20 protein-coding genes are annotated in these 21,295 nt (G+C 47.8%); 10 read left to right on the top strand and 10 right to left on the bottom strand.

The window, feature by feature from the left end:
- Positions 1-94 precede the first annotated feature (94 nt).
- From rlmD to ACSZLD_RS15510, 4 genes are all read left to right on the top strand, one after another.
- Positions 95-1,465 carry a 23S rRNA (uracil(1939)-C(5))-methyltransferase RlmD gene (rlmD, locus tag ACSZLD_RS15525; protein WP_377907602.1) on the top strand — a complete coding sequence of 457 codons (1,371 nt, stop codon included), beginning with the start codon at positions 95-97 and terminating at the stop codon, positions 1,463-1,465.
- Positions 1,466-1,530: 65 nt separating this feature from the next.
- Complete coding sequence (locus ACSZLD_RS15520; RefSeq protein WP_377907603.1) at positions 1,531-2,502, top strand: tRNA dihydrouridine synthase; 972 nt, start codon at positions 1,531-1,533, stop codon at positions 2,500-2,502.
- A 402-nt stretch (positions 2,503-2,904) separates the two neighbouring features.
- A complete protein-coding gene (locus ACSZLD_RS15515) occupies positions 2,905-4,101 on the top strand; it encodes a PDDEXK-like family protein (RefSeq protein ID WP_444685712.1) in 1,197 nt (398 codons plus the stop codon).
- 468 nt (positions 4,102-4,569) lie between these two features.
- Complete coding sequence (locus ACSZLD_RS15510) at positions 4,570-5,214, top strand: hypothetical protein (protein ID WP_444685711.1); 645 nt, start codon at positions 4,570-4,572, stop codon at positions 5,212-5,214.
- A 419-nt stretch (positions 5,215-5,633) separates the two neighbouring features.
- On the opposite strand, the gene ACSZLD_RS15505 is transcribed toward ACSZLD_RS15510, so the two are convergent.
- Positions 5,634-5,813: an SE1832 family protein gene (locus ACSZLD_RS15505; protein WP_377907608.1), complete on the bottom strand. Its 180-nt coding sequence runs from the start codon at positions 5,811-5,813 to the stop codon at positions 5,634-5,636.
- Between the two features lie 117 nt (positions 5,814-5,930).
- A complete protein-coding gene (locus ACSZLD_RS15500) occupies positions 5,931-6,152 on the bottom strand; it encodes a hypothetical protein (protein ID WP_168008178.1) in 222 nt (73 codons plus the stop codon).
- Between the two features lie 222 nt (positions 6,153-6,374).
- Here ACSZLD_RS15500 and ACSZLD_RS15495 point away from each other — a divergent pair, with 222 nt between their 5' ends.
- Positions 6,375-6,803 carry a VOC family protein gene (locus ACSZLD_RS15495; RefSeq protein ID WP_377907609.1) on the top strand — a complete coding sequence of 143 codons (429 nt, stop codon included), beginning with the start codon at positions 6,375-6,377 and terminating at the stop codon, positions 6,801-6,803.
- 226 nt (positions 6,804-7,029) lie between these two features.
- Here the strand turns inward: ACSZLD_RS15495 and ACSZLD_RS15490 are convergent, their stop codons facing one another.
- A complete protein-coding gene (locus ACSZLD_RS15490) occupies positions 7,030-7,860 on the bottom strand; it encodes a SurA N-terminal domain-containing protein (protein ID WP_444685710.1) in 831 nt (276 codons plus the stop codon).
- 288 nt (positions 7,861-8,148) lie between these two features.
- Here ACSZLD_RS15490 and ACSZLD_RS15485 point away from each other — a divergent pair, with 288 nt between their 5' ends.
- On the top strand, positions 8,149-8,586 hold the full coding sequence (locus ACSZLD_RS15485; RefSeq protein ID WP_377907611.1) for an OsmC family protein: 438 nt from the start codon (positions 8,149-8,151) through the stop codon (positions 8,584-8,586).
- Positions 8,587-8,658: 72 nt separating this feature from the next.
- Here the strand turns inward: ACSZLD_RS15485 and ACSZLD_RS15480 are convergent, their stop codons facing one another.
- Entirely contained in the window at positions 8,659-10,341 is a 1,683-nt protein-coding gene (locus ACSZLD_RS15480; protein ID WP_444685709.1) for a methyl-accepting chemotaxis protein, read from the bottom strand.
- A 106-nt stretch (positions 10,342-10,447) separates the two neighbouring features.
- Between ACSZLD_RS15480 and ACSZLD_RS15475 the strand changes: the two genes are divergently transcribed.
- A complete protein-coding gene (locus ACSZLD_RS15475) occupies positions 10,448-11,119 on the top strand; it encodes a phosphotransferase family protein (protein ID WP_377907612.1) in 672 nt (223 codons plus the stop codon).
- Positions 11,120-11,139: 20 nt separating this feature from the next.
- On the opposite strand, the gene ACSZLD_RS15470 is transcribed toward ACSZLD_RS15475, so the two are convergent.
- Complete coding sequence (locus ACSZLD_RS15470; protein WP_444685708.1) at positions 11,140-12,084, bottom strand: EamA family transporter; 945 nt, start codon at positions 12,082-12,084, stop codon at positions 11,140-11,142.
- A 150-nt stretch (positions 12,085-12,234) separates the two neighbouring features.
- On the opposite strand from ACSZLD_RS15470, the gene ACSZLD_RS15465 reads away from it, so the two are divergent.
- Together ACSZLD_RS15465 and ACSZLD_RS15460 are read left to right on the top strand one after the other, a co-directional pair.
- Positions 12,235-12,777: a general stress protein gene (locus tag ACSZLD_RS15465; RefSeq protein WP_444685707.1), complete on the top strand. Its 543-nt coding sequence runs from the start codon at positions 12,235-12,237 to the stop codon at positions 12,775-12,777.
- A gap of 145 nt (positions 12,778-12,922) precedes the next feature.
- Positions 12,923-13,942, top strand: a complete 1,020-nt coding sequence (locus ACSZLD_RS15460; protein ID WP_444685706.1) for an LLM class flavin-dependent oxidoreductase — start codon at positions 12,923-12,925, stop codon at positions 13,940-13,942.
- A gap of 749 nt (positions 13,943-14,691) precedes the next feature.
- Here the strand turns inward: ACSZLD_RS15460 and ACSZLD_RS15455 are convergent.
- From ACSZLD_RS15455 to ACSZLD_RS15445, 3 genes are all read right to left on the bottom strand, one after another.
- Complete coding sequence (locus ACSZLD_RS15455) at positions 14,692-17,052, bottom strand: FdhF/YdeP family oxidoreductase (protein WP_444685705.1); 2,361 nt, start codon at positions 17,050-17,052, stop codon at positions 14,692-14,694.
- A gap of 106 nt (positions 17,053-17,158) precedes the next feature.
- Positions 17,159-17,530 carry a Na-translocating system protein MpsC family protein gene (locus ACSZLD_RS15450; protein WP_168008158.1) on the bottom strand — a complete coding sequence of 124 codons (372 nt, stop codon included), beginning with the start codon at positions 17,528-17,530 and terminating at the stop codon, positions 17,159-17,161.
- Between the two features lie 60 nt (positions 17,531-17,590).
- Positions 17,591-18,838, bottom strand: coding sequence for an L-lactate MFS transporter (locus tag ACSZLD_RS15445; protein WP_444685704.1), 1,248 nt, complete (start codon positions 18,836-18,838; stop codon positions 17,591-17,593).
- A gap of 362 nt (positions 18,839-19,200) precedes the next feature.
- On the opposite strand from ACSZLD_RS15445, the gene ACSZLD_RS15440 reads away from it, so the two are divergent.
- Positions 19,201-19,431 carry a hypothetical protein gene (locus ACSZLD_RS15440; RefSeq protein ID WP_377907618.1) on the top strand — a complete coding sequence of 77 codons (231 nt, stop codon included), beginning with the start codon at positions 19,201-19,203 and terminating at the stop codon, positions 19,429-19,431.
- 92 nt (positions 19,432-19,523) lie between these two features.
- Here the strand turns inward: ACSZLD_RS15440 and ACSZLD_RS15435 are convergent, their stop codons facing one another.
- Positions 19,524-20,066: a cupin domain-containing protein gene (locus tag ACSZLD_RS15435; protein ID WP_377907619.1), complete on the bottom strand. Its 543-nt coding sequence runs from the start codon at positions 20,064-20,066 to the stop codon at positions 19,524-19,526.
- Positions 20,067-20,624: 558 nt separating this feature from the next.
- Positions 20,625-20,882 carry a hypothetical protein gene (locus ACSZLD_RS15430; protein WP_377907620.1) on the bottom strand — a complete coding sequence of 86 codons (258 nt, stop codon included), beginning with the start codon at positions 20,880-20,882 and terminating at the stop codon, positions 20,625-20,627.
- Between the last annotated feature and the right edge of the window lie 413 nt (positions 20,883-21,295).

Genomic DNA, 21,295 nt, shown 5'->3' with positions numbered 1-21,295 from the left:
TTGTCCTAACCTATCATACCAGCTTCAAGTCCGTTTTCAAACAGCCGGAATGTGTTACAATCGGGTAAGCTGAAAAGAGAAAGGACGTACGTACATGAAACAGCAGGCACCAGTGAAAAAAAACGAACAGTACCGGGTGTTAGTCGAGGATTTAACGCACGACGGAGCCGGGGTCGCAAAAATAGACGGTTTTCCGGTATTCATTAAAGGCGCACTTCCCCGGGAAGAAGCCGACATTAAAATCGTTCAGATGAAAAAGAACTTTGCATTTGGCAGACTTCTGACGCTGCATGAAACGAGCAGCGATCGAACGGAACCTCCATGTCCGGTGTTCAAACGATGCGGAGGCTGTCAGCTGCAGCATCTCACGTACAGCGGCCAGCTTGCGTATAAACAGAATGTCGTAAAAGAAGCACTTGCCCGGATCGGCGGATTAACAGACGTTCCAGTGCATGAAACGCTAGGGATGGCGGATCCGTGGCGCTACCGGAATAAATCACAAATTCCAATCGGCGAGCAAAAGGGGCAGATCGTAAGCGGCTTTTATGCTGAGCGCAGTAAGGACATCGTCGATACCGACGAGTGTCTGATTCAGCATCCGGACGCAGATCGCACGATGAATCTCGTGAAAGCAGCAGCGTCGGAACTTGGCATTCGCGCCTATGATCCGCAAAAACATAAAGGACAGCTTCGCCACGTTGTTATCCGGCACGCCAAAACGACGGATGAACTGATGATCGTGCTGATCACGAAAGATAAGGGGCTTCCGAATAAAAAGCAGCTGGCCGACAAGCTGCGCGACACCTTCCCGAACCTGAAGTCGATCATGCACAACGTGAACCCGAAGCGGACGAACGTTATTTTTGGCGACGAAACGAACGTCGTTTGGGGAGAGAGCGTCATTCACGATGAAATTAACGGTGTTCGCTTTGCTATTTCCGCCCGCTCCTTTTATCAGGTAAACCCGGAGCAGACCGATGTGCTCTACGGGAAGGCGCTGGAGTATGCAGCTTTAACCGGAACGGAAACGGTGATGGACGCCTACTGCGGCATCGGCACGATCAGCTTGTTTCTTGCAGGCAGAGCTCGACGCGTATACGGGGTGGAAATCGTTCCGGATGCCGTCGATGACGCGAAGCGAAACGCGGAAATTAACCATATTGAGAACGCTGATTTCTTCGTAGGGGAAGCCGAGAGCATCATGCCCTGGTGGCAGGCGCAGGGAATCCGTGGCGACGTTATCGTCGTCGACCCGCCTCGAAAAGGCTGTGACGAATCGCTTCTCACCACGATGACCGAGCTCGCACCGGAGCGAATCGTCTACGTTTCCTGCAACCCGGCGACCCTTGCCCGCGATCTGAGCATCCTCGCAGAAAAAGGATACGAAACAAAAGAAGTCCAGCCGGTTGATATGTTTCCGCATACGACGCATGTGGAGTGCGTTGCATTGTTAACATCCAGCTAGCTTGATAAAATGAGAAAAAGTCGAATTTCTTTTATGATATTTATAGTAAGTGGAGTTGATTGATTGTGAAAGAGAATTTCTGGCGCGACCTGCCGCGGCCGTTTTTTGTATTAGCACCGATGGAAGATGTGACGGATGTCGTGTTTCGGCACGTCGTCAGTAAAGCTGCGCGTCCCGACGTCTTTTTTACCGAGTTCACGAATTCAGACAGCTACTGCCATACAGAGGGAAGAGACAGCGTGCGCGGGCGTCTGTTATTCACTGAAGATGAGCAGCCGATGGTAGCCCATATCTGGGGAGACAAGCCTGAGTATTTCCAGCAAATGAGCGTAGGGATGGCGGAAATGGGCTTTAAGGGGATCGACATTAATATGGGCTGTCCCGTGCCGAATGTGGCATCAAGCGGAAAAGGCAGCGGTCTGATCCGCCGGCCGGATGTCGCAGCAGAGCTCGTTCAAGCGGCAAAAGCCGGTGGGCTGCCGGTAAGCGTGAAGACCCGTCTCGGCTTTACAGAAGTGGAGGAGTGGAAGGGATGGCTTACGCACATTCTCAAGCAAAATGTGGCAAACCTCTCTATTCATCTTCGCACGAGGCAGGAAATGAGCGCAGTGGATGCCCACTGGGAGCTGATTCCAGAAATCACCAAGCTGCGGGATGAGATCGCCCCGGAGACCTTGCTTACCATCAACGGAGACATTCCCGATCGGCAGGTCGGTCTTGAACTTGCTGACAAATACGGAGTAGACGGCATTATGATCGGGAGAGGAATATTCAAAAATCCGTTCGCTTTTGAAAAAGAGAAAAGAGAGCACAGCAGCCAGGAGTACCTGGATCTGCTGAAGCTGCAGCTCGACCTTCAGGACTATTACGCAGAGCAAGTGCCCCGACCGATCACGAAGCTGCACCGCTTTTTCAAGATATACGTAAAAGGATTTCGAGGCGCCAGCGCACTTCGAAACGAACTGATGCAGACGAAGTCGACAGATGAAGTGCGGGCACTGCTGAAGCAGTTTGAACAGGCGGAGCAGCCGGTATAGCTTTTTTAAAGGCAATCTGGTGCAAAGCTAAAGCTTTGCTTCGATCCAGTCATACGAGTAACAAGCAGCATGTCGGGATGAAGTCCGGCATGCTTTTTTTCGATAAAAATAGTGTTTTATAAATGGCGATTAGTAACACCGTTTGACAACGTAAGGGTAATCAAGCCATAGTAAATAGAAAAGAATTGTCCTTTCAACAATGGTTAAAGCGTGTATTCGTGTGACCAAGTGTAGTTACATATCAATTCGACATACATAAAGAAAAAGGGAAAAGTTTGATTGAGCTGAGAGCAAATTATATAAAGCAGCAACAAAATAATGATAACTAGCCATTTCTGACTGGTTAATTCTATCGTTTAAGTTCTGTTTTCTAAATATGTTCGGAAGGCTGGGATGATAAATATGAATCAAGATGTTGCCGCACTAAATAACTTTTTACTCGATACAGAAGCTCTTCATCGAATAGAAACGAAAGCATCTGCGTTTAATTTGTTTGAAGTGCTTGGGGTTGTAAATCGGGAGATCCGACATAGCAACGTTCTTGCTTGGCTATTAGATCCAAATGAATCTCACGGGATGGATGATTTTATCGTGAGAGACTTAGTCAACATGGTTATGCAGCGTGTCCATGATGACGAAATTGATCATCAAAAGCGTTTGCGGGTGGCTTTAGTTGATTATGCGGATTTAATTGTAAAACGAGAATGGAATAACATTGATATTCTTTTAGTTTCCGAGAAGGAACAGCTCGTCATCGTTATTGAAAACAAGATATGGAGTCAGGAGTCCAACCATCAATTAAACAAATATGAACAGATAATAGAAAACCACTACCGTGATTACATGGCTGTCTATATCTACTTAACTCCATTTGGAGATAGTGCCAGTCACTCTGAACGTTGGGTTAACGTGGATTACTCTACGATTATTAAACTCATTGAAGAAGGCACGAGTCATCGAGAATTAACTTTAAATGAACGGTCACGTGATTTTCTGACACAATACATAGAAATGTTGAGGAGGCACATTGTGGGAGATGAGGAGTTAGAGCAGATATGTAAGGAAATTTATGCAAAACATAAAAAAGCCTTAGATCTCATATACAAATATAAGCCTGATATACAATCTGAGATAGCAAGCAAGCTTCCACATGATATTAAAGATGAAAAGAACTTAATCTTAGATCATTCCATTAAAACGTTTATAAGATTTACAACAAATCGATTGGATTCGCTAATCGAGCACCTAGGCTCTAACTGGACGCCAAGTAAACGAATCGTGCTGTTTGAGTTTCAAAACAGACCGCATCAACTTCTATTAAAATGCATTATAGGTCCAGGTGAACCTGCACTTAGAGAAAAACTCCATCAAGTGGCAATAAAGTACCCTGAGTTGTTTAACATTGCAAAAAACCGACTAAATACTGGATATGCACCAATTTATTATAAAGAAATTCTTCCTAATGGCTATCAAGATGAGTTAGATGAAAGCAGTATTTTTGAAATGATCGAACAAAAGATGAACGATTTTTTAAAAACCGATTTAGAAAAGCTTGAATCAGCTTTTGAGAACGAGTTTCAGAGTGATAATACCTGTTAATGTTAATGGATTAGTATGGCTGAATCTGAAGAACACGCTATTATCGTGGTGCTGGTTACAACACTTAACTCTAAGCCTTATTGGAATAAGTCTATGAATAAAACGTATGCAGCTAAACCTTCTAAAACAACAAGTTCGAAGCGAAGAGCGTTGACTCCGAGAGGATCAGGCCGAGGCAAAGATCCACTGGCTCGGAATCACCGAGCCAGTTAGCTGAGACCGGCCCCTCCGGAAAGCATACGCTCGTAGGCACAGAACACAGCTTTGTTTGAATTTACTCATCTACCTCGTCAGAAAGTTCCTATGTTCGTGCCTATAATTCTTTCAGCTCTGCTTTCATGTGATTTATGTATTTCTGCTAAACCTTTTGTGAATGAATTAATGAACTTTATTTAGAACCGTAAAAATAGTTAGCCTGTAACAAGTTCGAGTGAAAATTGAATTAATTATACAAAGGGGCTGTTGAATATGATGATTAGTCCTGAGTGGTATTACGAGGAGCACCTGAACGGGAAATCAAAAGAGCAGATTATGACCTCCATAAGGGGACTTAAGCAGAGGATAGGCAGCCTCAAAAATTCAATGGAAAACCCGTATGAGGATATAAAGATTTTTATGCAACCAAGCGAAGAAACTCAACTTTACTGGACTCGTGAATATTTAAAAATGGCTAAGCAAGCTTACGCTGAAGCAGGGGGAACTTACATCTTGTCTGAATCTGAAGCGAGAGCAGCTGAATTTGATGAAAACATTTATTCTATCAGCAAAATAACCTTTCGTATTAAAAAGAGCTCCGATATCTTCCATAAATATGTTATAGAAGTTTTAAATGATATAATAACCCTTTCTGAATTTAGAGAACATGGTTTAATCAAAAAACGTCATAAAAAAAACGTGACAAAAACCGTTTTTTTATATGAGCTTAAAAACTTGCATATTGGTGAATGGCGTAGACGATACTCTGCTAAACATGATGAATTCAACGTGCTCAATATAACGAAGTGGGAAGTAGAGTTTGAATATAGCAATGAATTTAAACCAAAAAAATTTGGTGGAGAAAATGCCTATCCATATAATTTTGATAGGTTTCAGATGTTATTTGAAGTAGATTGATTTAAAATAAAGACACCAAAGGAATTTTAGTGTTGAGCAGAACATGATTAATGATTAGTGTTGATAGGAAGAAAACACGCTTATAACAAAGAAGTCTTTTCGCTATCTTTTCCTTGCGAACGGGATGGTCTTTAAGCTTTCCCCTTTTAGAGGCGTCTTGAGAATCACCTTGTCTTTCCTGTTCCTGAGCGGAAAGACAAAGAACAAAACGATCTCTCTTTTGTTTTAGCGAATAGAAGCGCAACGAAAACCGGCGGACGCCTGTGGAAGAACGAGCTGGGAAGATCCCGCAGCGAATCGAGGAAGCTGAGGAGCTCGTCCACGGCAAGCCTGCCGAGTTGTAGTGACGCATCTTTCTATAATTTAATACCTGCATAATAAGCAGCATGTCATTGTCAGGGGACATGCTGCTTTTACGATTAAGAAAGCTCCTGCTTCCGAGCATTCAATTCCTTCAGTTCAACCTCAATATCGCTCAGCCGTTTTTCCAGCGGAGCCAGATTACCGCCAATGGACTCAAGCTTATCCAGGTTGTTCTGCAGCTGTACATACTCATCCTTCAACTCTAAAATCTGGCCGTCGATCTGCTGTTTATCCACGATCATCACCTTCTGCTTTCGTTTTGTTTAGTGCAAGCTTATCATGAAGCGGCGGTTTGGGAAAAGGCCGGCCGCCGCATAGAAAAGAGCGTCCCCGTTTAATGGAACGCTCTTCGTTTATGCCATTGATTTTCGCCCATATCGCTTATAATCCTCATAGGTTCCGGAACCTCTGCATGAACGGCACTGCTCGGCCGGCTCATAGCTGTATTCACTGACATACGCTTTCGTAACGCCGCGGCCTCTGCAGTCGATGCACTTATTCTTTCGTTCAAACCGGTGTGCACGTCTCGTGTAAAGAAGCTTGCGGGTGCCTTTCGTTCTGTCCATCACTGCCATGTCTACAACCTCCTTTATAAAATGAGGAAAAGACTGATCAGCCCGTCTGAACAAAAAGTTCCCGTGGCACAAGGATGGCCGACGGGACTCCATGGAGTAAAAAAATAAGCGGGGTGCTTATGCGTCTATTATATAAAATACATTCCATATGTACAAGTGTATTCTCTAAATAAACATGATAAGCTTAAATGGAGCGATTTTAACACGGGGGAGGACCTGCGCATGAAAACAGGTATTGAAATTGATCTGATTGTCCATGACAGTTTGGATGCACTGCGCTTATATGAAACGATTTTTGATGTTCAACGTCTGACTGTAACTGATCTCCAGCAAGGTCAGAATGAAGTGATTTTTTCGATTTATGGTACAGAAATACATCTGCTCGATGAAAACGAAGCATACGGCATGAAGGCACCTTCTGGTGAGGAGCCGCTGCCAATCTGGATTAACGTAACAGTACCGGACATTCATAAATCGTATAACAACGCCATAGCAGGCGGATGCAGAAATATGCAGCCTGTCACAACCATGGAGAAGTACGGCATATCCAATGCAGTGTTTATGGATCCATTCGGGTATCAGTGGATGCTCCATGAAGTACACCGGGATCTGAGTGACGAAGAGCGGGATGCGATGCTCAGAGGAGAATAGCGTGAAAAGCTTCACAAAACGTTCACTAGCTGACGGCTCAGAACGGGAATAGGAAGGTATACCGGAGCCTTACAGTCGGTGTGTGCCTGTCGGGAATGTGGGGGCTGGATCGGGAAGAGCCTGCACCGGATTTACTCCAGGCTCCGGATTCAGTCAACTGGATCAGTCAGCAAAAAGGACCGTCTCAGCAAGTTGCTGAAACGGTCCTTTAGGTTATAACAATGTGTTAGAGGTGAATCGTTACATCTGCATTTTCACGCAGTTCCTGAGCCAGCGTCTGGGAATACTCGGCTTCCTGTTCAGCGCGCAGCTGTTCTTCCAATTCAGGCTGAATTTCTTCAAATTCAGGCATTTCCATTTCTTCGCCGCCTTCACCGCCGGCCATTTCTTCCTGCTGGGCGACGAGCTGCTCGTAATACTCTTCAACCTCTTCCTCGGAAGGATCAACGTCGCCGGCCTCTGAAGCGATCAGTTCATCGACTTTAATCTGCATTTCTGCTTCTTCCTGCAGATTTTCTACATCTTCACCCTGTTCTTCCAGCGCTGCAACAAATTCATCGCCGGATTCCATGCCGCTTTGAGCAGCCAGCTCGTCAAACAGTTCGTTCACTTCCTCTTCCGATGCTTCAAAGCCTTGCTCTTCTGCTTCCTGCACCATCAGCTCCAGATCTACCATATTCTGCACGAGCTCTTCCTGAAGCTCCTGCTGGTCAATTTCTTCACCAGTCATCTGTGCCTGCTGGGCAGCCTGCATGAACATGTTTTCATAGGTAACCGCGAATTCGTCGCGTTCAATTTCTTCGCCGTTTACTTCCGCAACAACCTCCGGAAGATCATCTGTTTCTGCTTCAGGCATGTCCTGCTCTCCCATGTCAGCAAGCTCATCGGCTCCTTCAGGGTCTTCTGCAGCTTCTTCATCGTTCATTTCTTGTTCGGAATTATTGTTCATACCGCCATTTTCAGGTGCTTCTTCTGTATTGCCTTCGTTGCCGCCGCAAGCTGCGAGAATCAGCATCGCAGACGCTGCTGCGGTTGTTAATGTCCATTGTTTTTTCATCGGATAACTCCCCCTAACGAATAACTTAGTGGTGAGTGTAACACACTGCCGAGAAGCGTTTCGCCCCTTGCGGCTGTAAGATCAGAGCGGATTTCTAGTATCTATGAGACTGTGGGATGCAAAACAGCGACATAAGCGCTGTCGTGCTCTTTCCATCAGCCAAATACGGATAATTTGTAAAATCATGAAATGGACTGATCCTCGAAACGTTCCGCAAATGGAACATTTAAATGTGGATAAAGTCGGGTATAGCAGCAGAGACAATCATTTAAAGGAGGAGTCCGTAATATGAAACGAGTAGATTTTGAAGTAGCAGGCACTGGTCAAGGAATGAAAACAGAGGTGGCATCGGACAAGCATACAATCGTCATCGATGAACCGCCTGCGATGGGTGGAAACGATGAAGGGCAGGACCCGTTGACGAACCTGCTTGCCTCTCTTGCAGGCTGTGAGAATGTCATCGCGCATATGGTTGCAGACGAAATGGATTTTAATCTTGATAAGATCGACTTCAAGGTTAGCGGTTATATCGATTTGCGAGGTTTGCAGGGAGAAGAAGGCGTGAAACCGTATTTTCAGGAAGTGACGGTAAAAGCGGCCGTCCATACCGATGAATCAGACGAGCGGATCGATGAACTGCAGCGAAAAACAGATGCGCGCTGTCCCGTGTATACGACGCTTGAAGCAGCAGGCATTCCACTGCAGACGGCTTGGACAAAGGCATAAGCAATGCAACAGAAGCCGGCGATTAAGTTAGGGATCGCCGGCTTCGTGCCGTTTGCTGTCGTATTCGGGGGATTATGATAAACGAAACCGATCTAATTCTGTACGCAGGCTTTTCGCGCTGCCGGAGAGGCTTGAAGCGCTTGACGCCATCTGTTCCATAGATCGGTCTGTTTCTTCGGCAGAAGCGGTTGTTTCCTGGATACCGGCTGCGGCTTCCTCTGCTGAAGCTGCTGCCTCCCCGAGAGAAGCATGAATCTTCGAAGTCTGGCCGGACATACCGGCTACGTTTTTACCGATTTCTCTCATTTGATCAGCAAGCTCCGTGATCGACACCTGAATAGCTGTAAACGTCTGCTCGGTCGCTTTCATATTGCTGCTGCCTTCGCTCGTTTCCTCATAGCCTTTTTGCAGAGATTCTGCGACGGAGAGAGAATCCTGCTGTACGCTGTGAACGATATTGGTGATGTCTGCAACGGAGCCGGTGACCTGCTCAGCGAGTCGCCTCACCTCGTCGGCGACTACTGCAAAGCCGCGGCCTTGCTCGCCGGCGCGCGCCGCCTCAATAGCTGCGTTCAGTGCTAACAGGTTCGTCTGTGCTGCGATATCTTCAATCACGGTCACAAGCTTGGAAATGTTATCGGTTTTCAGCTGCAGCTCATCCATTTTGGTAACGGCGCTGGACATTCTTTCATCAATCCGCTGCATGGATTCACCTGAACGAAGAACCACGTTTGTGCCTGAATCCGTCAGCTTCAAAACATCGTCAGAGGACTGAAGTGCCTGTTCGACATTAGAGCTCGATTGAGCCATCGTTTCGCTGAAGGAAGCCATCGAGCTGCTCAAGGTCGTCGTGACAGAAGCTTGATTTTCTGCGCCTGCAGCCAGCTGCTCCATAGTGGAGGCTATTTGAGCAGATCCGCCCCGAACATCCTCAGAAGCGTGAGCGAGGCTTGTGCTGCCATTTTCGACCTCAGCTGCTACAGATCCAATTTGTTGCAGCAGAATGCGGTTATTTTCTGTCATTTGATTCAATGAGTCTACCATCGCTTTTGTTTCGTCTTTTGTGCGGACATGAAGCGCCGGACCGGAAAGGTTGCCGTCTGCCAGCTCTCGAAGTCTGTTCGTCACAGAATGCACAGGCTTTGCAATCGAACCTGCTGTCACAAATGCAGTAACAAGGCCGGTCACGATGACAAGAACTCCGGCACCGACTGCGATCAGGAACAATAGGTTTGACGACTCATTTACATTCTCAGCGCGGAGTGCGACCTGACTGCTTCGATCGGCAGCAGCTCCCTGAAAATAAGCCATCAGCTCCTCTGCGTCGGTTCGGCCGGCGGAATTCATGTAAGCAAGTGCCTCTTGCTCCCGGCCATCCTGATACACTGGAAAGACATTTTCCCTTACTGCATCCGTCCAGGCTTCGGCCTGCTGAATGGCTTTGATCGACGCTTCGTTTGACGTTTGCTGAAGCACCTCTGCTGATACCGCATCAGCCTCTGCCGTAACGGCTTCAAAGCTTTCTTCAAATCGTGGATCACCGGTGAGCAAAAAGCCGCGGACAAGCGCGAGCCGCTCTGTCATGGCGTATGACAAAAAGTGATCAGCCTCCAGCTGCGGAAGCTCTGACTCTGAAATCTGTTCTGATTCACTGCTTATGTATTGAAAAGACATACCGTTAACAATTCCCTGAACGGCGGCAATAAGCAGGATAATGAGAAACCCTGCTAGAATCTTTGTACGTATGTGCTTCATGATGCTGGCTCCTTTAGTATCATTTATGCAGGTAAAAAGTACTGCAATACCTAGTATCGGCTGCTTGCAGCCAGTTGTTTAGCAGCATGCAAACAGGAGGCCCGTAATGGAAACAACATGGCTTGAACAAATGAATCAAATAAGCATCACAGCAGTGGATCATAATGAACCGGTTCTGGTTTCCGGTATTCCGGAAGGTGTCAGATGTGTCGGGATTGGAACGGATGCTGCCGTCTTTCAATCAGCAGAGCATCCGGAGTATGCGGTGAAGCTTTACGCAGGGGGAAGAGAAGCGAAGGCAGCTGAAGAGTTCCGGATTTATAAGCTGCTTGCAGGTTCGGCCTATTTCCCTGTCTGCACGTATCAGGAGGGCAGGCTGCTGGTAATGAGCTTCGAGGCAGGAACGACCTTTTACGACTGTCTGCTGCAGGGGACTGAGATTCCGGAGACTGCCGTGGAAGAGGTAGAGGAGGCAAGACAGTATGTGCGGTCGCGCGGTTTAAATCCGAGAGACATTCATTTGAAAAATATTCTGCTGCAGGAAAACGGAATTAAAATACTGGATGTATCAGAATACGGCAAGCCAGGAAACGACATGCGGTGGGAGCACTTAAAAGAGGCGTATGAAGAGGTTTACAGTTTAATAAGAGGAAAAGCGCTCCCGCTCTGGCTGCTGGAGACAATTCGTAAGTGGTACAACAGGCGGGAGAAATACTTTCAATCCTATGAAGAATTTAAGCAGTTTTGTTTAAAAATGCTGCGCTATCGTGCAAAGTAATCAGCCGTACGACAGGCTGTTCAAGAAGCGGTGTGCGTCCGCTTCTTAGCTTTCGCAGCCGGTGCCGGAACCGCCTTCTCTTCTTTTACAGCAACAAGAAAGATCATACTGAAGATAAATAAGGTGCCGACCCACTGATAAGTGCCGAACGGCTCCTGCAGCCACCATACTGTCGCTGCCACAGCTGAAAGAGGCTCAAGACTCCCTAGAAGCGATGTCTCTTTTGCCTGAAGCGTCTGCAGGCTTTCAATATAAAACCAGAAGGCGATCATCGTACCGAAAATGACGATGAACGTGAGTGCAGCCCAAGCCGAAAGTGGAAGGGAGGCAGCCGGAATATCCCAGGGGGCGTGCAAAAAAGAAAGGAGGGCGCCGCCGATCACCATCGCCCAGCCTACGATGACAAGCGCCGAGAACTGTTTCAGCAGCGGTACAGCATAAAGTGTATAAAAGGCAAGCGCAGCACCGGACAAAAGCCCCCATATTACTGCAGGAACTGGAACCGATAGTGCCTGCACGGATCCGTTTGTGAGCAGCAGAAACGTTCCGCCGAGCGCGAGCATGACCGCAGCGGCATCACGGACTGTCAGCCTGGACTGTCTGCGGAGCAGGAGCCAGCCGATGATCATCACCGGCGCCGTATACTGAAGCAGGGTGGCAACGGCCGCATTTCCGTAGCTGATAGAAGCCATGTACGTGTACTGCACAGCAAGCATGCCAAATATCCCGAAGAGGACAAGTGGAATCGCGGTCTGCTTCGTTGTCCATACGCGCACAAGCTCCCGCCGGTCCTTCCAGACTGCCTGTACAAGGAGCAGCAGTAATCCGGCAACGATTAATCGCAGGCTGACAAGCCAGTTGACCGGAATTGAAAATTCCTGAAATACATATTGTGAAACGGTTCCGCCAAGACCCCAGAGCGTTGCCCCTGTAATCACGAGAAAAAACCCCCACCAGCGCGGCATTATGAAAACTCCTTTCCTTCCAAACTCTTTCTTTAGTGTAATACAGTGCCACAGCTTCGGTAAAGGCAGTCTGACAGCCTATGTTTAGTTATTTCAACTTATTGGGAATATGAACGAACAGGAGATAAAAAGAAGGAGGAGGCATACAGCATGAAAAAACGAGTAGTCGGAGTATTCTCATCAGAGTCAGAAGTAAGAGAATCCGTTGAATCATTAAAATTGGACGGCCACAGACCGGAGGAAATTATCGTAGCAGCCGGAGACAGTGATGCGGCAGACTGGCTGAAGTCCGAAACGAATGTACGCATTGAGGAGCCTCAGCAGGAAGAAGGCACAGGCAATGAGGAAGATCAGTCCTTTTGGGAAAAGATAAAAACCGCGTTTAAAGGAACGACAGAATTTAAGGGTCAGGACGGAGGATCGGAAGGCTTTACGTTTGATAAAATCGGTATTTCCGGTGAAGAGGGCCAAAAACTTGAGGCCGAGCTCGACAACGGCAGGATGGTCGTTCTGGCTCCGGAGATGGAAGCAGGAGCTGCCTTTGATGACGAGAAAACAGAAGGCAGCATCGATCCGGAAGGTCCGAGCCAGATTGGGGATCCAATGAGCTCCGAGGATCCTGCCGAACAAGCAGAGGATGCACCAAAGTTCCCGCAGGATAGTGACGTGGATGAGAAACACCGAGACCGTTAAATGAAGACCCGCTATCCGGCGGGTCTTTTCTTATAAATGTTTGTTTTCGCCGCTTTGCATGAAGATCTGAGCAGAATCGTTTACGAAGGGAGGAGGGATTGGTAAGCTGTTACATGACTTACAAAAAGAAAGGGTTCTGATAGATATGCATGCATTACCTGTCTCCGCTTTAAATCTGGCACCAGTCAGACAAGGCGAAACGATCGCTGACGCTATAGATGCTATGACGAGACTGGCAGCTTCCGTTGAAGATGCCGGCTACACCCGCTACTGGATTGCCGAGCACCATAATACGCCGACCCTGGTCAGCTCTGCTACGCCGTTATTGATTCAGAGGACGCTGGAAGAAACGTCTTCGATCCGTGTCGGTTCCGGCGGCATGATGCTGCCGAACCATTCTCCGCTCGTTGTTGCCGAGCAGTTTGGCACACTGGCTGAGCTTTATCCTGAAAGAGTGGATCTCGGTCTTGGACGCGCTCCCGGAACGGATATGAATACAGCGAGAGCGCTGCGACGGACGCACATGGATACGGCGGTTCACTCGTTTCCGGATGATGTGCAGGACTTGCTTCACTATTTTGGTCCCCCTGAAATACAAGGGAAGGTGAAAGCTCATCCGGGAGTTGGAACCGGCGTACCGCTTTACATTCTCGGTTCGTCTACAGATTCCGCCGTTCTCGCTGCCCGGCTTGGACTGCCTTACGCATTTGCTGCTCACTTTGCTCCGCAGCAGATGGAAGCGGCCATCCGCATATACCGCGAGCAGTTTCAGCCGTCCGAGTGGCTTGATAAGCCGCATATGATCGTCTGTCTAAACGTTATCGCGATGGAATCAGACGAAGAAGCAGCCCGCGAGCAGACGACGATGCAGCAGTTCTTTTTGAACGTAGTCCGCGGCACGCAGCAGCCTTTGCAGCCGCCTGTCGCGTCCATGGATGGTATTTGGTCACCTCAGGAAAAAGCAATGTCCCAGGCGATGTCGAGCATGACGCTTGCCGGCAGTGAGGAAACTGTTTCCCGGCAGCTGCAGGAGTTTCAGTCCCGGTTCGCCGCTGATGAAATCATGGTCGTGTCCTACATTTACGATGAAGAAAAACAGCACGCCTCCTACCGGCGGTTTGCTGACATTGCTAAAAAAACGAGCAGCTCGCAAACGACAACCTGATTAAGAGAGACCTGGAAGCAGTTTTCCGGGTCTCTTCGTGTGTAGGCGGAGCCGCCGCTGCATGTATAGGGAAGCAGAGGACATCGGCTGAAGGCTGGTTGAAAATGGTTAACGTTTGCGGTGAAAGCATGAACGTTGCCGGCAAGGTGTTCAACTTCTGCTGCAAAAGCTTTAACAATGGCCGGTACATGTTTACGAGTATCAACTTAGGAGTGGTATAACGAAAATAGCGTTAACGAAGGCGGGTAAACATTCAACATTTCCCGGTAAATGTTAAACTTTTTTGCGCTTCAGGGTCCAATCAAGCTTTCTTTGCTTTGACATTGATGCATGCTGAACAGAAAAATCGACCTCAGGGTTGAAATGATAAGTTGAACGCTCAGAATGAAAACTTCTGCCACCAGTTTGATAAGATTTTCGCTATCGCGAACGCCAGTTGAAAACTCTGATAAGTTTCAGCCTGAGAATGAAAAGTTTAGCGCCAGGGTTGAAAAGTTTATTGCTGCTGATGAAAAGTTGGCACGCTCTCGTAATAACTTTCCGCTCCTCTTATTCGATCAGACACTCACGCACTCCTCTAACCGCCCATAACGAAAAAACCCGGAAGGCAGCAAGCCTCCGGGTCATTATGCTGTTTCTTACGTGTTATCACCTGTACATCTTTACAATCGACTGCTTCTGCCGGTCAGCGAAGAGGAGCTGCCGCCAAACGAATAACCTTTCTGCTTCCTAAACGTAATCCATATTCGTTAAGACGGGGGAGCCATCTCCAAGTCTTCCACCGGTTTTTCGTAGTATTTCGTATCTTTTCGTGCGTTGTAGCGATCGGCTTTTTCAACCTGCACGGCGATGTTGTAGTCCGGTATGCCGGCAAATTTTTCGTAGCGGCCTTTCGGCAGCAGGAAGTTTCCTTCCGGGAAGTGAACGCCGATATTGGAATCGGCCATTTCGGCGATCCGGGCTTTACCCTGAAAGACGCCGTGCTGGTTATACACGACGACCGCTTCGCCTTCATGAATGCTGAGACGTCGTGCGTCGTTGCTGCTGATGAGCACGTCATAGCGGTCTGCCTGATTGAACGGGTCTTTCTCCCCATATACCATGGAATTAAACTGCTTGCCGCGCCGGGTAGTGACGTAAAAGTCGCCTGGCTTGCGATTGAGGTCCGGAATATCGACCGGAATCAGGTTTCCGCGGCCGTCTTCTGTCGGACAGATGCCATCCTCGCAAAGCCATGCGCCGCCCCACTGGAACACGTCTCCTTGACGCTTCAAATGCTGAACACCTTCATAGGCGGGATTCGCCACAGCGATTTCATCGCGGATTTCCTGTCCGGTTTTAAAGTCCACAAGGTGGGCTGTTTCAGGCTTGACGCGTTTGGCGAGATCGACATAAATCTTCCATTCCGCGCGTGCTTCTTCAATTTTATTTTTGTTGCCTTCGATTTCAGGAGAGAAATAAACCATACGCTCCGTTGACGTCGAGGTGCCGCCGCCTTCCTGCTCGTAGCGTGTTTTCGCCGGCAGGACAATGACCGCTTCTCTTGCATCCACTAGCGTGGATGTATTCAAAATGATATCTTGGTGAACGCGGATCTCCAAATTGGCGAGTGCTTCTTCGATAAAATCCGGATCCGGCATCGTTTCAAGGAAGTTTCCGCCGGACATATAGTACATCTTTATTTTTCGTTCATGGTCTTCGGGCAGCATAATGTTCTCCAGACTCACGCCGACAATATCACCCTGCCACGCCGGCAGCTTGAAGTTCCAGAGCTTCTCAATGCGGGGAATGTTATCCCCCTTATAGTCGCCTCCGGGAAGGACAAACGGATCGGCGCCCATTTCACCGCTCCCCTGAACAGAAGAGTGACCGCGGAATGGCATCAGGCCTGCGTGCTTTCTGCCGAGAAAGCCTCGCAGCAGTGCCAGGTTCGCGACCTGTGAAATGTTATCGGTCGCAAAGGTGTGCATTGTGAGGCCGAGCGCCCAGGCAAACACGGCATTTTTACTGTTGGCGAGCAGCTCGGAAAGCTCGATGATCCGTTCTTTACTAACGCCGGAAGAGGATATAATTTCATCCCATGATTGCGCAACGACGTGCTGTTTTAACTGCTCATAATCATTCACATGTTCATCAACGAATGCATGGTTAATCGCAGACCCGTGCGCCTCTTCCTCCATATCAAACCAGTGCTTCATAATACCGTGCATGAAGGCGATATCGCCTCCGATGTTTACCTGATAGAAATCGTCCGCCACTTTCGTACCAAAAATAGCAGACTCGGGAACAGACGGCACCCAGTATTTATCCATTGAAGGCTCTTTATACGGGTTAATGACGATAATTTTCGTACCCTTTTTCTTTGCCTCAAGCATGTACTTTGTGGAAACAGGTGATGAATTAGATGCAACGCTTCCCCAGAAAAGCAAAACGTCGGTACCGATCCAGTCCTGATAGTTAGATGTAGATGCGCCGACACCGATCGAGCGCTTCAGTGCCGTTTTACTCGGTGAATGACAGATGCGTGATGCATTATCAACGTTGTTCGTCCCGAGAAAACGGGCCACTTTTCCGCCGACATAATACGATTCATTGGTGATGCCGCGGGACGTCATATAAAACGCATACTGCTTCGGATCAAGCTTCTTCATTTTGGCAGCAATCTGATCCATCGCGTCATCCCAGCTGATGCGGGAGAAGGAGCGTTCTCCGGGACGTCGGATGAGCGGGTAAGGAATGCGGCCAAGCTTGCGCAGCTCGGTCGACGAATACTTGCGAAGCTCATCAATGTCCGAGTGCAGGACATCTTCGTCTATTGCCGGCATCGTATTCAGGCGCAGCACGTTAAAACGGGTCGTGCAGACGTGCGGGCCGGTGAGCGTCTGATCATACAGTCCGGATACGCCGAGGGCACAGCCGTCGCAGACGCCTTTCGTGATGATGTTTTTAGCGTAATTTAAGTTGTCCTTGTTTTCCCACATTGTTTTAAACGAGTCGCGGATATGCTTCGGCTTTACTTTGCCGAGGCCGAAGGGAACAGGACTCACCCAATGTTCCGGTGCCGGCATTTTCGCTTTTTTCATCGGTCCGTTATGCTTTGTCTTTCCCATGATCATTCCTCCTGAAAGGTAATAAAAAAACCACCGCATCCGCACCCCGAAAAAACGGGGTGCTGGAATCGGTGGTTGAGTCTTTAACAGGGACGCTGTCAAGTGCCTAACCTTCTTTTTCGTTTCTGAATTTTTTCTCCAGATCCTCATCGAAAATAAAGATCGACATGCCTTTATCCTGTTCAATATCAATGTCTACAAATAAATCGACGAAGTTGCATTCCAGCAAGTCTTCCATCTCAACAGGCCGGTGTGTGCGGTAAATGTTTTTTACCATTTCGGTTCGAGCTGCACGCAGCATCTGACGACCGTCCTGATCGCTGGCAATGAATTTCTCCACTGGGGAGAGGTTGCCTTCCATCTCGCATATCGCCCAGTTTTTGCAGAAAGTCGTTTGAATCCTGCTTGGACCTTTGCCCATATGCCGTTTACGGAAAGAACGGACGAGATTGCTGAATTCTGCTTCATATTTTCCCATCAAGCGCCAATCCTTTGCAGTGAATGTATAAAGAAAGCGTAGTCTTATCTGAAGCGCTTGTCAACTTGCGAGCTTCTGATCCGCTTTCGCTTCCCGAAGTCTTCGGATGTCGACCCGGATAATGAGAGAGACGAATAAGGCGATCACAAACATGCCGCCGAAGATATAAAGCGTTGCTGCATAGCTTTCCGTGATCTCCCGCACCTGTGCCGCAATGATTGGTCCGGCAAGGCCGGCAAGCGCCCAGGCAGTCAAAATGTAGCCGTGAATCGCGCCGAGCTGCTTCGTTCCGAATATATCTCCAATATAGGCCGGGATTGAAGCAAAGCCGCCGCCGTAACATGTCATGATTAAAAACAGCACGACCTGGAAGGCGATTGCATGGGTCAGCGACGGAAGCATAAAGAAGGCTGCGATCTGAATGGCGAAAAATGCTGTGTACACGTTCGGTCGTCCGATGTAGTCGGAAATCGAAGCCCAGGCCAGTCGTCCGGCCCCGTTGAAGAAGCCCATGATTCCAACCATCGTTGCAGCAGCCGCCGCCGAAAGTCCGGCAATTTCCTGTCCCATCGGTGAAGCAACTGCCAGGATCGCGATCCCGCAGGTCACGTTAATGAACAGCATAATCCAAAGAAACCAGAAGCGTTTTGTTTTCACGGCTTCATTTGCAGTGAGCTGGGAAAGATCGCCTCCGCTTTTCGCTTTTTCAGCCTGGAGTTCCTTCATATAGCCTTCCGGCGGACGCTCCAGGTACAGCGAAGAAGCAAACATAATGACAAAGTAGGCGGTACCAAGAATAAAGAAGGTAGAAGCAATGCCGACAGAGTCGATCAGCGACGCCATAATGGGACTGGCGATCATGGCAGCGAAACCAAAGCCCATGATAGCAAGACCTGTCGCTAAGCCGCGCCGGTCGGGAAACCATTTCACAAGGGTGGATACCGGCGTGATATAACCGACGCCGAGTCCGATGCCGCCGAGCGCTCCGTACGTGAAATAAAGCAGATAGAGTGACTCTGCCTGAACGGCAAAGCCAGCTCCTATCAAGCCGGCACCGAAAAAGGATGCGGAAACGAGACCTGAAATGCGAGGTCCGTATTTCTCAACAAAGTGCCCCATAAAAGCAGCTGATAGTCCGAGAAAAACAATGGCGATACTGAACGTCATGGAAATAGCGCTGAGGCTCCAGCCAAATTGTTCAGACAGCGGATTAGTGAATACGCTCCATGCATAGACAGAGCCGATCGAAATGTGAATACCTACAGCGGCCAGCGCGATCAGCCAGCGGTTCTTTAATTTTCCATTCATCATGCTGCACTCCCTTTTGTGTAGTCAAGATTTTGATCAGCCGCCAATAAAAAAACCGCTGCCTTTTCAAGGAGAATAGTCTTCTCCTTGAACGGCAACGGTAAACGACAGCAGGTGCGCTGCTGAACGGCCAACGTAGCGTTTTACTAGATAGCTGCATTTTCGTGAAACCGGTGACAGGGTCGCTGTTCCGCGTCATCACGATGCAGGATGTATGATTGCAATCATTATAATACCTGCTAATGTAAGCATTTACAATAGAACGAGTGAAAAAAGTTCAATTTTTGGACACAATTGCAGCTTTTGTTGCGGGAGTCTAAAGAATTTCGTATAATGACCACAGTTGCAAGGAGGGATGTAACATGACCTGTTCGATCGATCACAGTTTACAAGATGTTCAGCAGAAGCTGGAATCTCAAAAGTCCTATCTGCCAATAGAGCTCTATGAAGCAAGTGTCCGCTATCTGGAAACAGCCAGTCATCAGACGGCACTAAACGAAATGTTCCATCTGCTGAAAAAGTATGATCTTGTATCAGAAGAAGAAAAACGAATCAGAGAGGCGTCACTTGCGACGCTGCTCCACTCTGCTTAAATGCAGTACGTGAAATGGGCCCGGCAGTCCTGTTAAGGACTGCCGGGCTTTCTAATTGGAGCATTTTCAGTGACAGCAGGATAGACGCGTCTTTATGAATGAACGTAGGTTTCTATCAGCTCTTCACGAACGCCCTTCTGCTCAGCTTCTTCCTTCCATTCCTCCAGCATCTCCATTCCCTCTACGATCGTGTTCTGCATGTCAAGAACGACAGCAGTATGAAGCGGGTTAGCAAGCTGGCCTTCTTCCGTATAAAGCCCATCCTCCAGCAGTCCATACAAAATGCACATAGATTCCTGAAAATAGTGGGCGGGGGTGAGCGTTACGCGAAACGTAACCGATCTGGACGTAGATGCGTTTTTAAACATATGTGGTGTGTTAATGGGAATACTGATTCGTCCGCTGTCCGGACTCAGGTCCATCTGTTCACCGCTGCGCTCAATATGCAGCTTGCCCGACACGACTTCAAACATTTCCTCGAATTTTTCGTGATAGTGCACGGGCGGACCGGAAGCGCCCGGCGGCAGGTATACTTCGATTTTCTCGTAGCCCTGACCAGCCGGAGCTTTTTCGAGAAACGTGATGCGCTCTCCTGTCAGCTTATTTGTAATGGATTGCTTCGGTATAGAAGTCATACCATTACCTCCTTCTCTTTTATTTACCATATTGTACCTTAAAAAGAAAACGGTTACCATAAAAAGACATGTAATGATGTCTGAAACCTAAATAGTCATGTAAGGAACCAGACGACAATAGGCAGAAATGGATATTCAAGCAGCGAAGAGAACGAGGACAGCTGGTATAGGGAAGCGGATAGAAAGATGAGAAAGCAGGATGTGTGGATGTTTTTGGGAGGAGTTGCAGCTGCCATTGCTGTGCTGTCATTGCTTCATGCGCTGGGAGTACCGGGGGTTTGACACCGTATTACCGTTTATATTTGGTGAAGACAATGTGCTCGCATAGGATCGCTGTTGGTATTGCGTATTGTTTTCCTGCTCGTGCTCGTCTCCAAAAGAGAAAAATCTTCCTCATAAACCAGGTGTCGGCACTGTATTTGCATTAGGGCACCAGTTGAAGAAGTCACCTGCTGCAATCTGCGTCTATAACTAAAAAGGTAAAGCAACATAGAAGACCCCGGTCATTCCCATGGAAATGACCGGGGTCTTTTTCAATCATGCAGAAAGGTTAACTGGTTAATTGCTCCGCTCGGCAGCGAGAGCTTTTGAGAGATCGGTCTGCTTTTGTTCAAGCCGGAACTGCAAGCTTTGAATTTTTGATTCAATTGCAATAATGTCCCGTCTGGAGCGGATAATCATGTAGTCGCTTCTATGATTACGGCCGGCTGCCTTTTTTCGCTCCAGCTTGTCCGTTTCTCTGCGTATCTGGCCTTTCAGTCTTTCTACATCTCTTTTTATCACATCAGCAACAGATTCGGATTCTTTCATGGCCATGGTGTCATCTCCCTCCTGTTACGTGCGCGACGTTTTCTGGAAGCATCATTCCTAAAAATAGTCGTATAGTCACGTACTATTCTACTACCCGTAGGTAGAAGTGTACTAAACCTTCTTTCGTGAAAAAAAGTGCTTCTCAAATACTTGTTTTCTTTATCATATCAAATTTGATTGGAAATGCGTGGGAAAACGTCCTGCTTCTAAAGAGCCGAATTAGCAGCTTGCAAACCTTATAAGATCAGCATCTGCAGAATAAGCTGCAGGCCCAAACTAACATTACAAGCAGATAAATACAAAAAGTCAGAGAAATCAAAAAAATAAATGAAATATAGTTACAAATATTAAAAATATTATTGACATAATAATTCATTAACGGTAAGCTCTACTTATTCAACGAACAGGAGGCTGTCCAG

Origin of the sequence: Alkalicoccus luteus (assembly GCF_052061695.1) — a bacterium.
In the GTDB taxonomy this organism is placed as follows: Bacteria; Bacillota; Bacilli; order Bacillales; family Salisediminibacteriaceae; genus Alkalicoccus; species Alkalicoccus luteus.
The sequence above is the reverse complement of the archived record's forward strand: the minus strand, read 5'-3'. Positions and strand labels throughout refer to the sequence as shown.

What these genes read in the sequence shown, in the direction of transcription:
- rlmD (WP_377907602.1), top strand. Translation starts at nt 95, where the DNA reads ATGAAACAGCAGGCACCAGTGAAAAAAAACGAACAGTACCGGGTGTTA.
- ACSZLD_RS15515 (WP_444685712.1), top strand. Translation starts at nt 2,905, where the DNA reads ATGAATCAAGATGTTGCCGCACTAAATAACTTTTTACTCGATACAGAA.
- ACSZLD_RS15510 (WP_444685711.1), top strand. Translation starts at nt 4,570, where the DNA reads ATGATGATTAGTCCTGAGTGGTATTACGAGGAGCACCTGAACGGGAAA.
- ACSZLD_RS15500 (WP_168008178.1), bottom strand. Translation starts at nt 6,152, where the DNA reads ATGGCAGTGATGGACAGAACGAAAGGCACCCGCAAGCTTCTTTACACG.
- ACSZLD_RS15495 (WP_377907609.1), top strand. Translation starts at nt 6,375, where the DNA reads ATGAAAACAGGTATTGAAATTGATCTGATTGTCCATGACAGTTTGGAT.
- ACSZLD_RS15490 (WP_444685710.1), bottom strand. Translation starts at nt 7,860, where the DNA reads ATGAAAAAACAATGGACATTAACAACCGCAGCAGCGTCTGCGATGCTG.
- ACSZLD_RS15485 (WP_377907611.1), top strand. Translation starts at nt 8,149, where the DNA reads ATGAAACGAGTAGATTTTGAAGTAGCAGGCACTGGTCAAGGAATGAAA.
- ACSZLD_RS15480 (WP_444685709.1), bottom strand. Translation starts at nt 10,341, where the DNA reads ATGAAGCACATACGTACAAAGATTCTAGCAGGGTTTCTCATTATCCTG.
- ACSZLD_RS15475 (WP_377907612.1), top strand. Translation starts at nt 10,448, where the DNA reads ATGGAAACAACATGGCTTGAACAAATGAATCAAATAAGCATCACAGCA.
- ACSZLD_RS15470 (WP_444685708.1), bottom strand. Translation starts at nt 12,084, where the DNA reads ATGCCGCGCTGGTGGGGGTTTTTTCTCGTGATTACAGGGGCAACGCTC.
- ACSZLD_RS15465 (WP_444685707.1), top strand. Translation starts at nt 12,235, where the DNA reads ATGAAAAAACGAGTAGTCGGAGTATTCTCATCAGAGTCAGAAGTAAGA.
- ACSZLD_RS15460 (WP_444685706.1), top strand. Translation starts at nt 12,923, where the DNA reads ATGCATGCATTACCTGTCTCCGCTTTAAATCTGGCACCAGTCAGACAA.
- ACSZLD_RS15455 (WP_444685705.1), bottom strand. Translation starts at nt 17,052, where the DNA reads ATGGGAAAGACAAAGCATAACGGACCGATGAAAAAAGCGAAAATGCCG.
- ACSZLD_RS15450 (WP_168008158.1), bottom strand. Translation starts at nt 17,530, where the DNA reads ATGGGAAAATATGAAGCAGAATTCAGCAATCTCGTCCGTTCTTTCCGT.
- ACSZLD_RS15445 (WP_444685704.1), bottom strand. Translation starts at nt 18,838, where the DNA reads ATGAATGGAAAATTAAAGAACCGCTGGCTGATCGCGCTGGCCGCTGTA.
- ACSZLD_RS15440 (WP_377907618.1), top strand. Translation starts at nt 19,201, where the DNA reads ATGACCTGTTCGATCGATCACAGTTTACAAGATGTTCAGCAGAAGCTG.
- ACSZLD_RS15435 (WP_377907619.1), bottom strand. Translation starts at nt 20,066, where the DNA reads ATGACTTCTATACCGAAGCAATCCATTACAAATAAGCTGACAGGAGAG.
- ACSZLD_RS15430 (WP_377907620.1), bottom strand. Translation starts at nt 20,882, where the DNA reads ATGGCCATGAAAGAATCCGAATCTGTTGCTGATGTGATAAAAAGAGAT.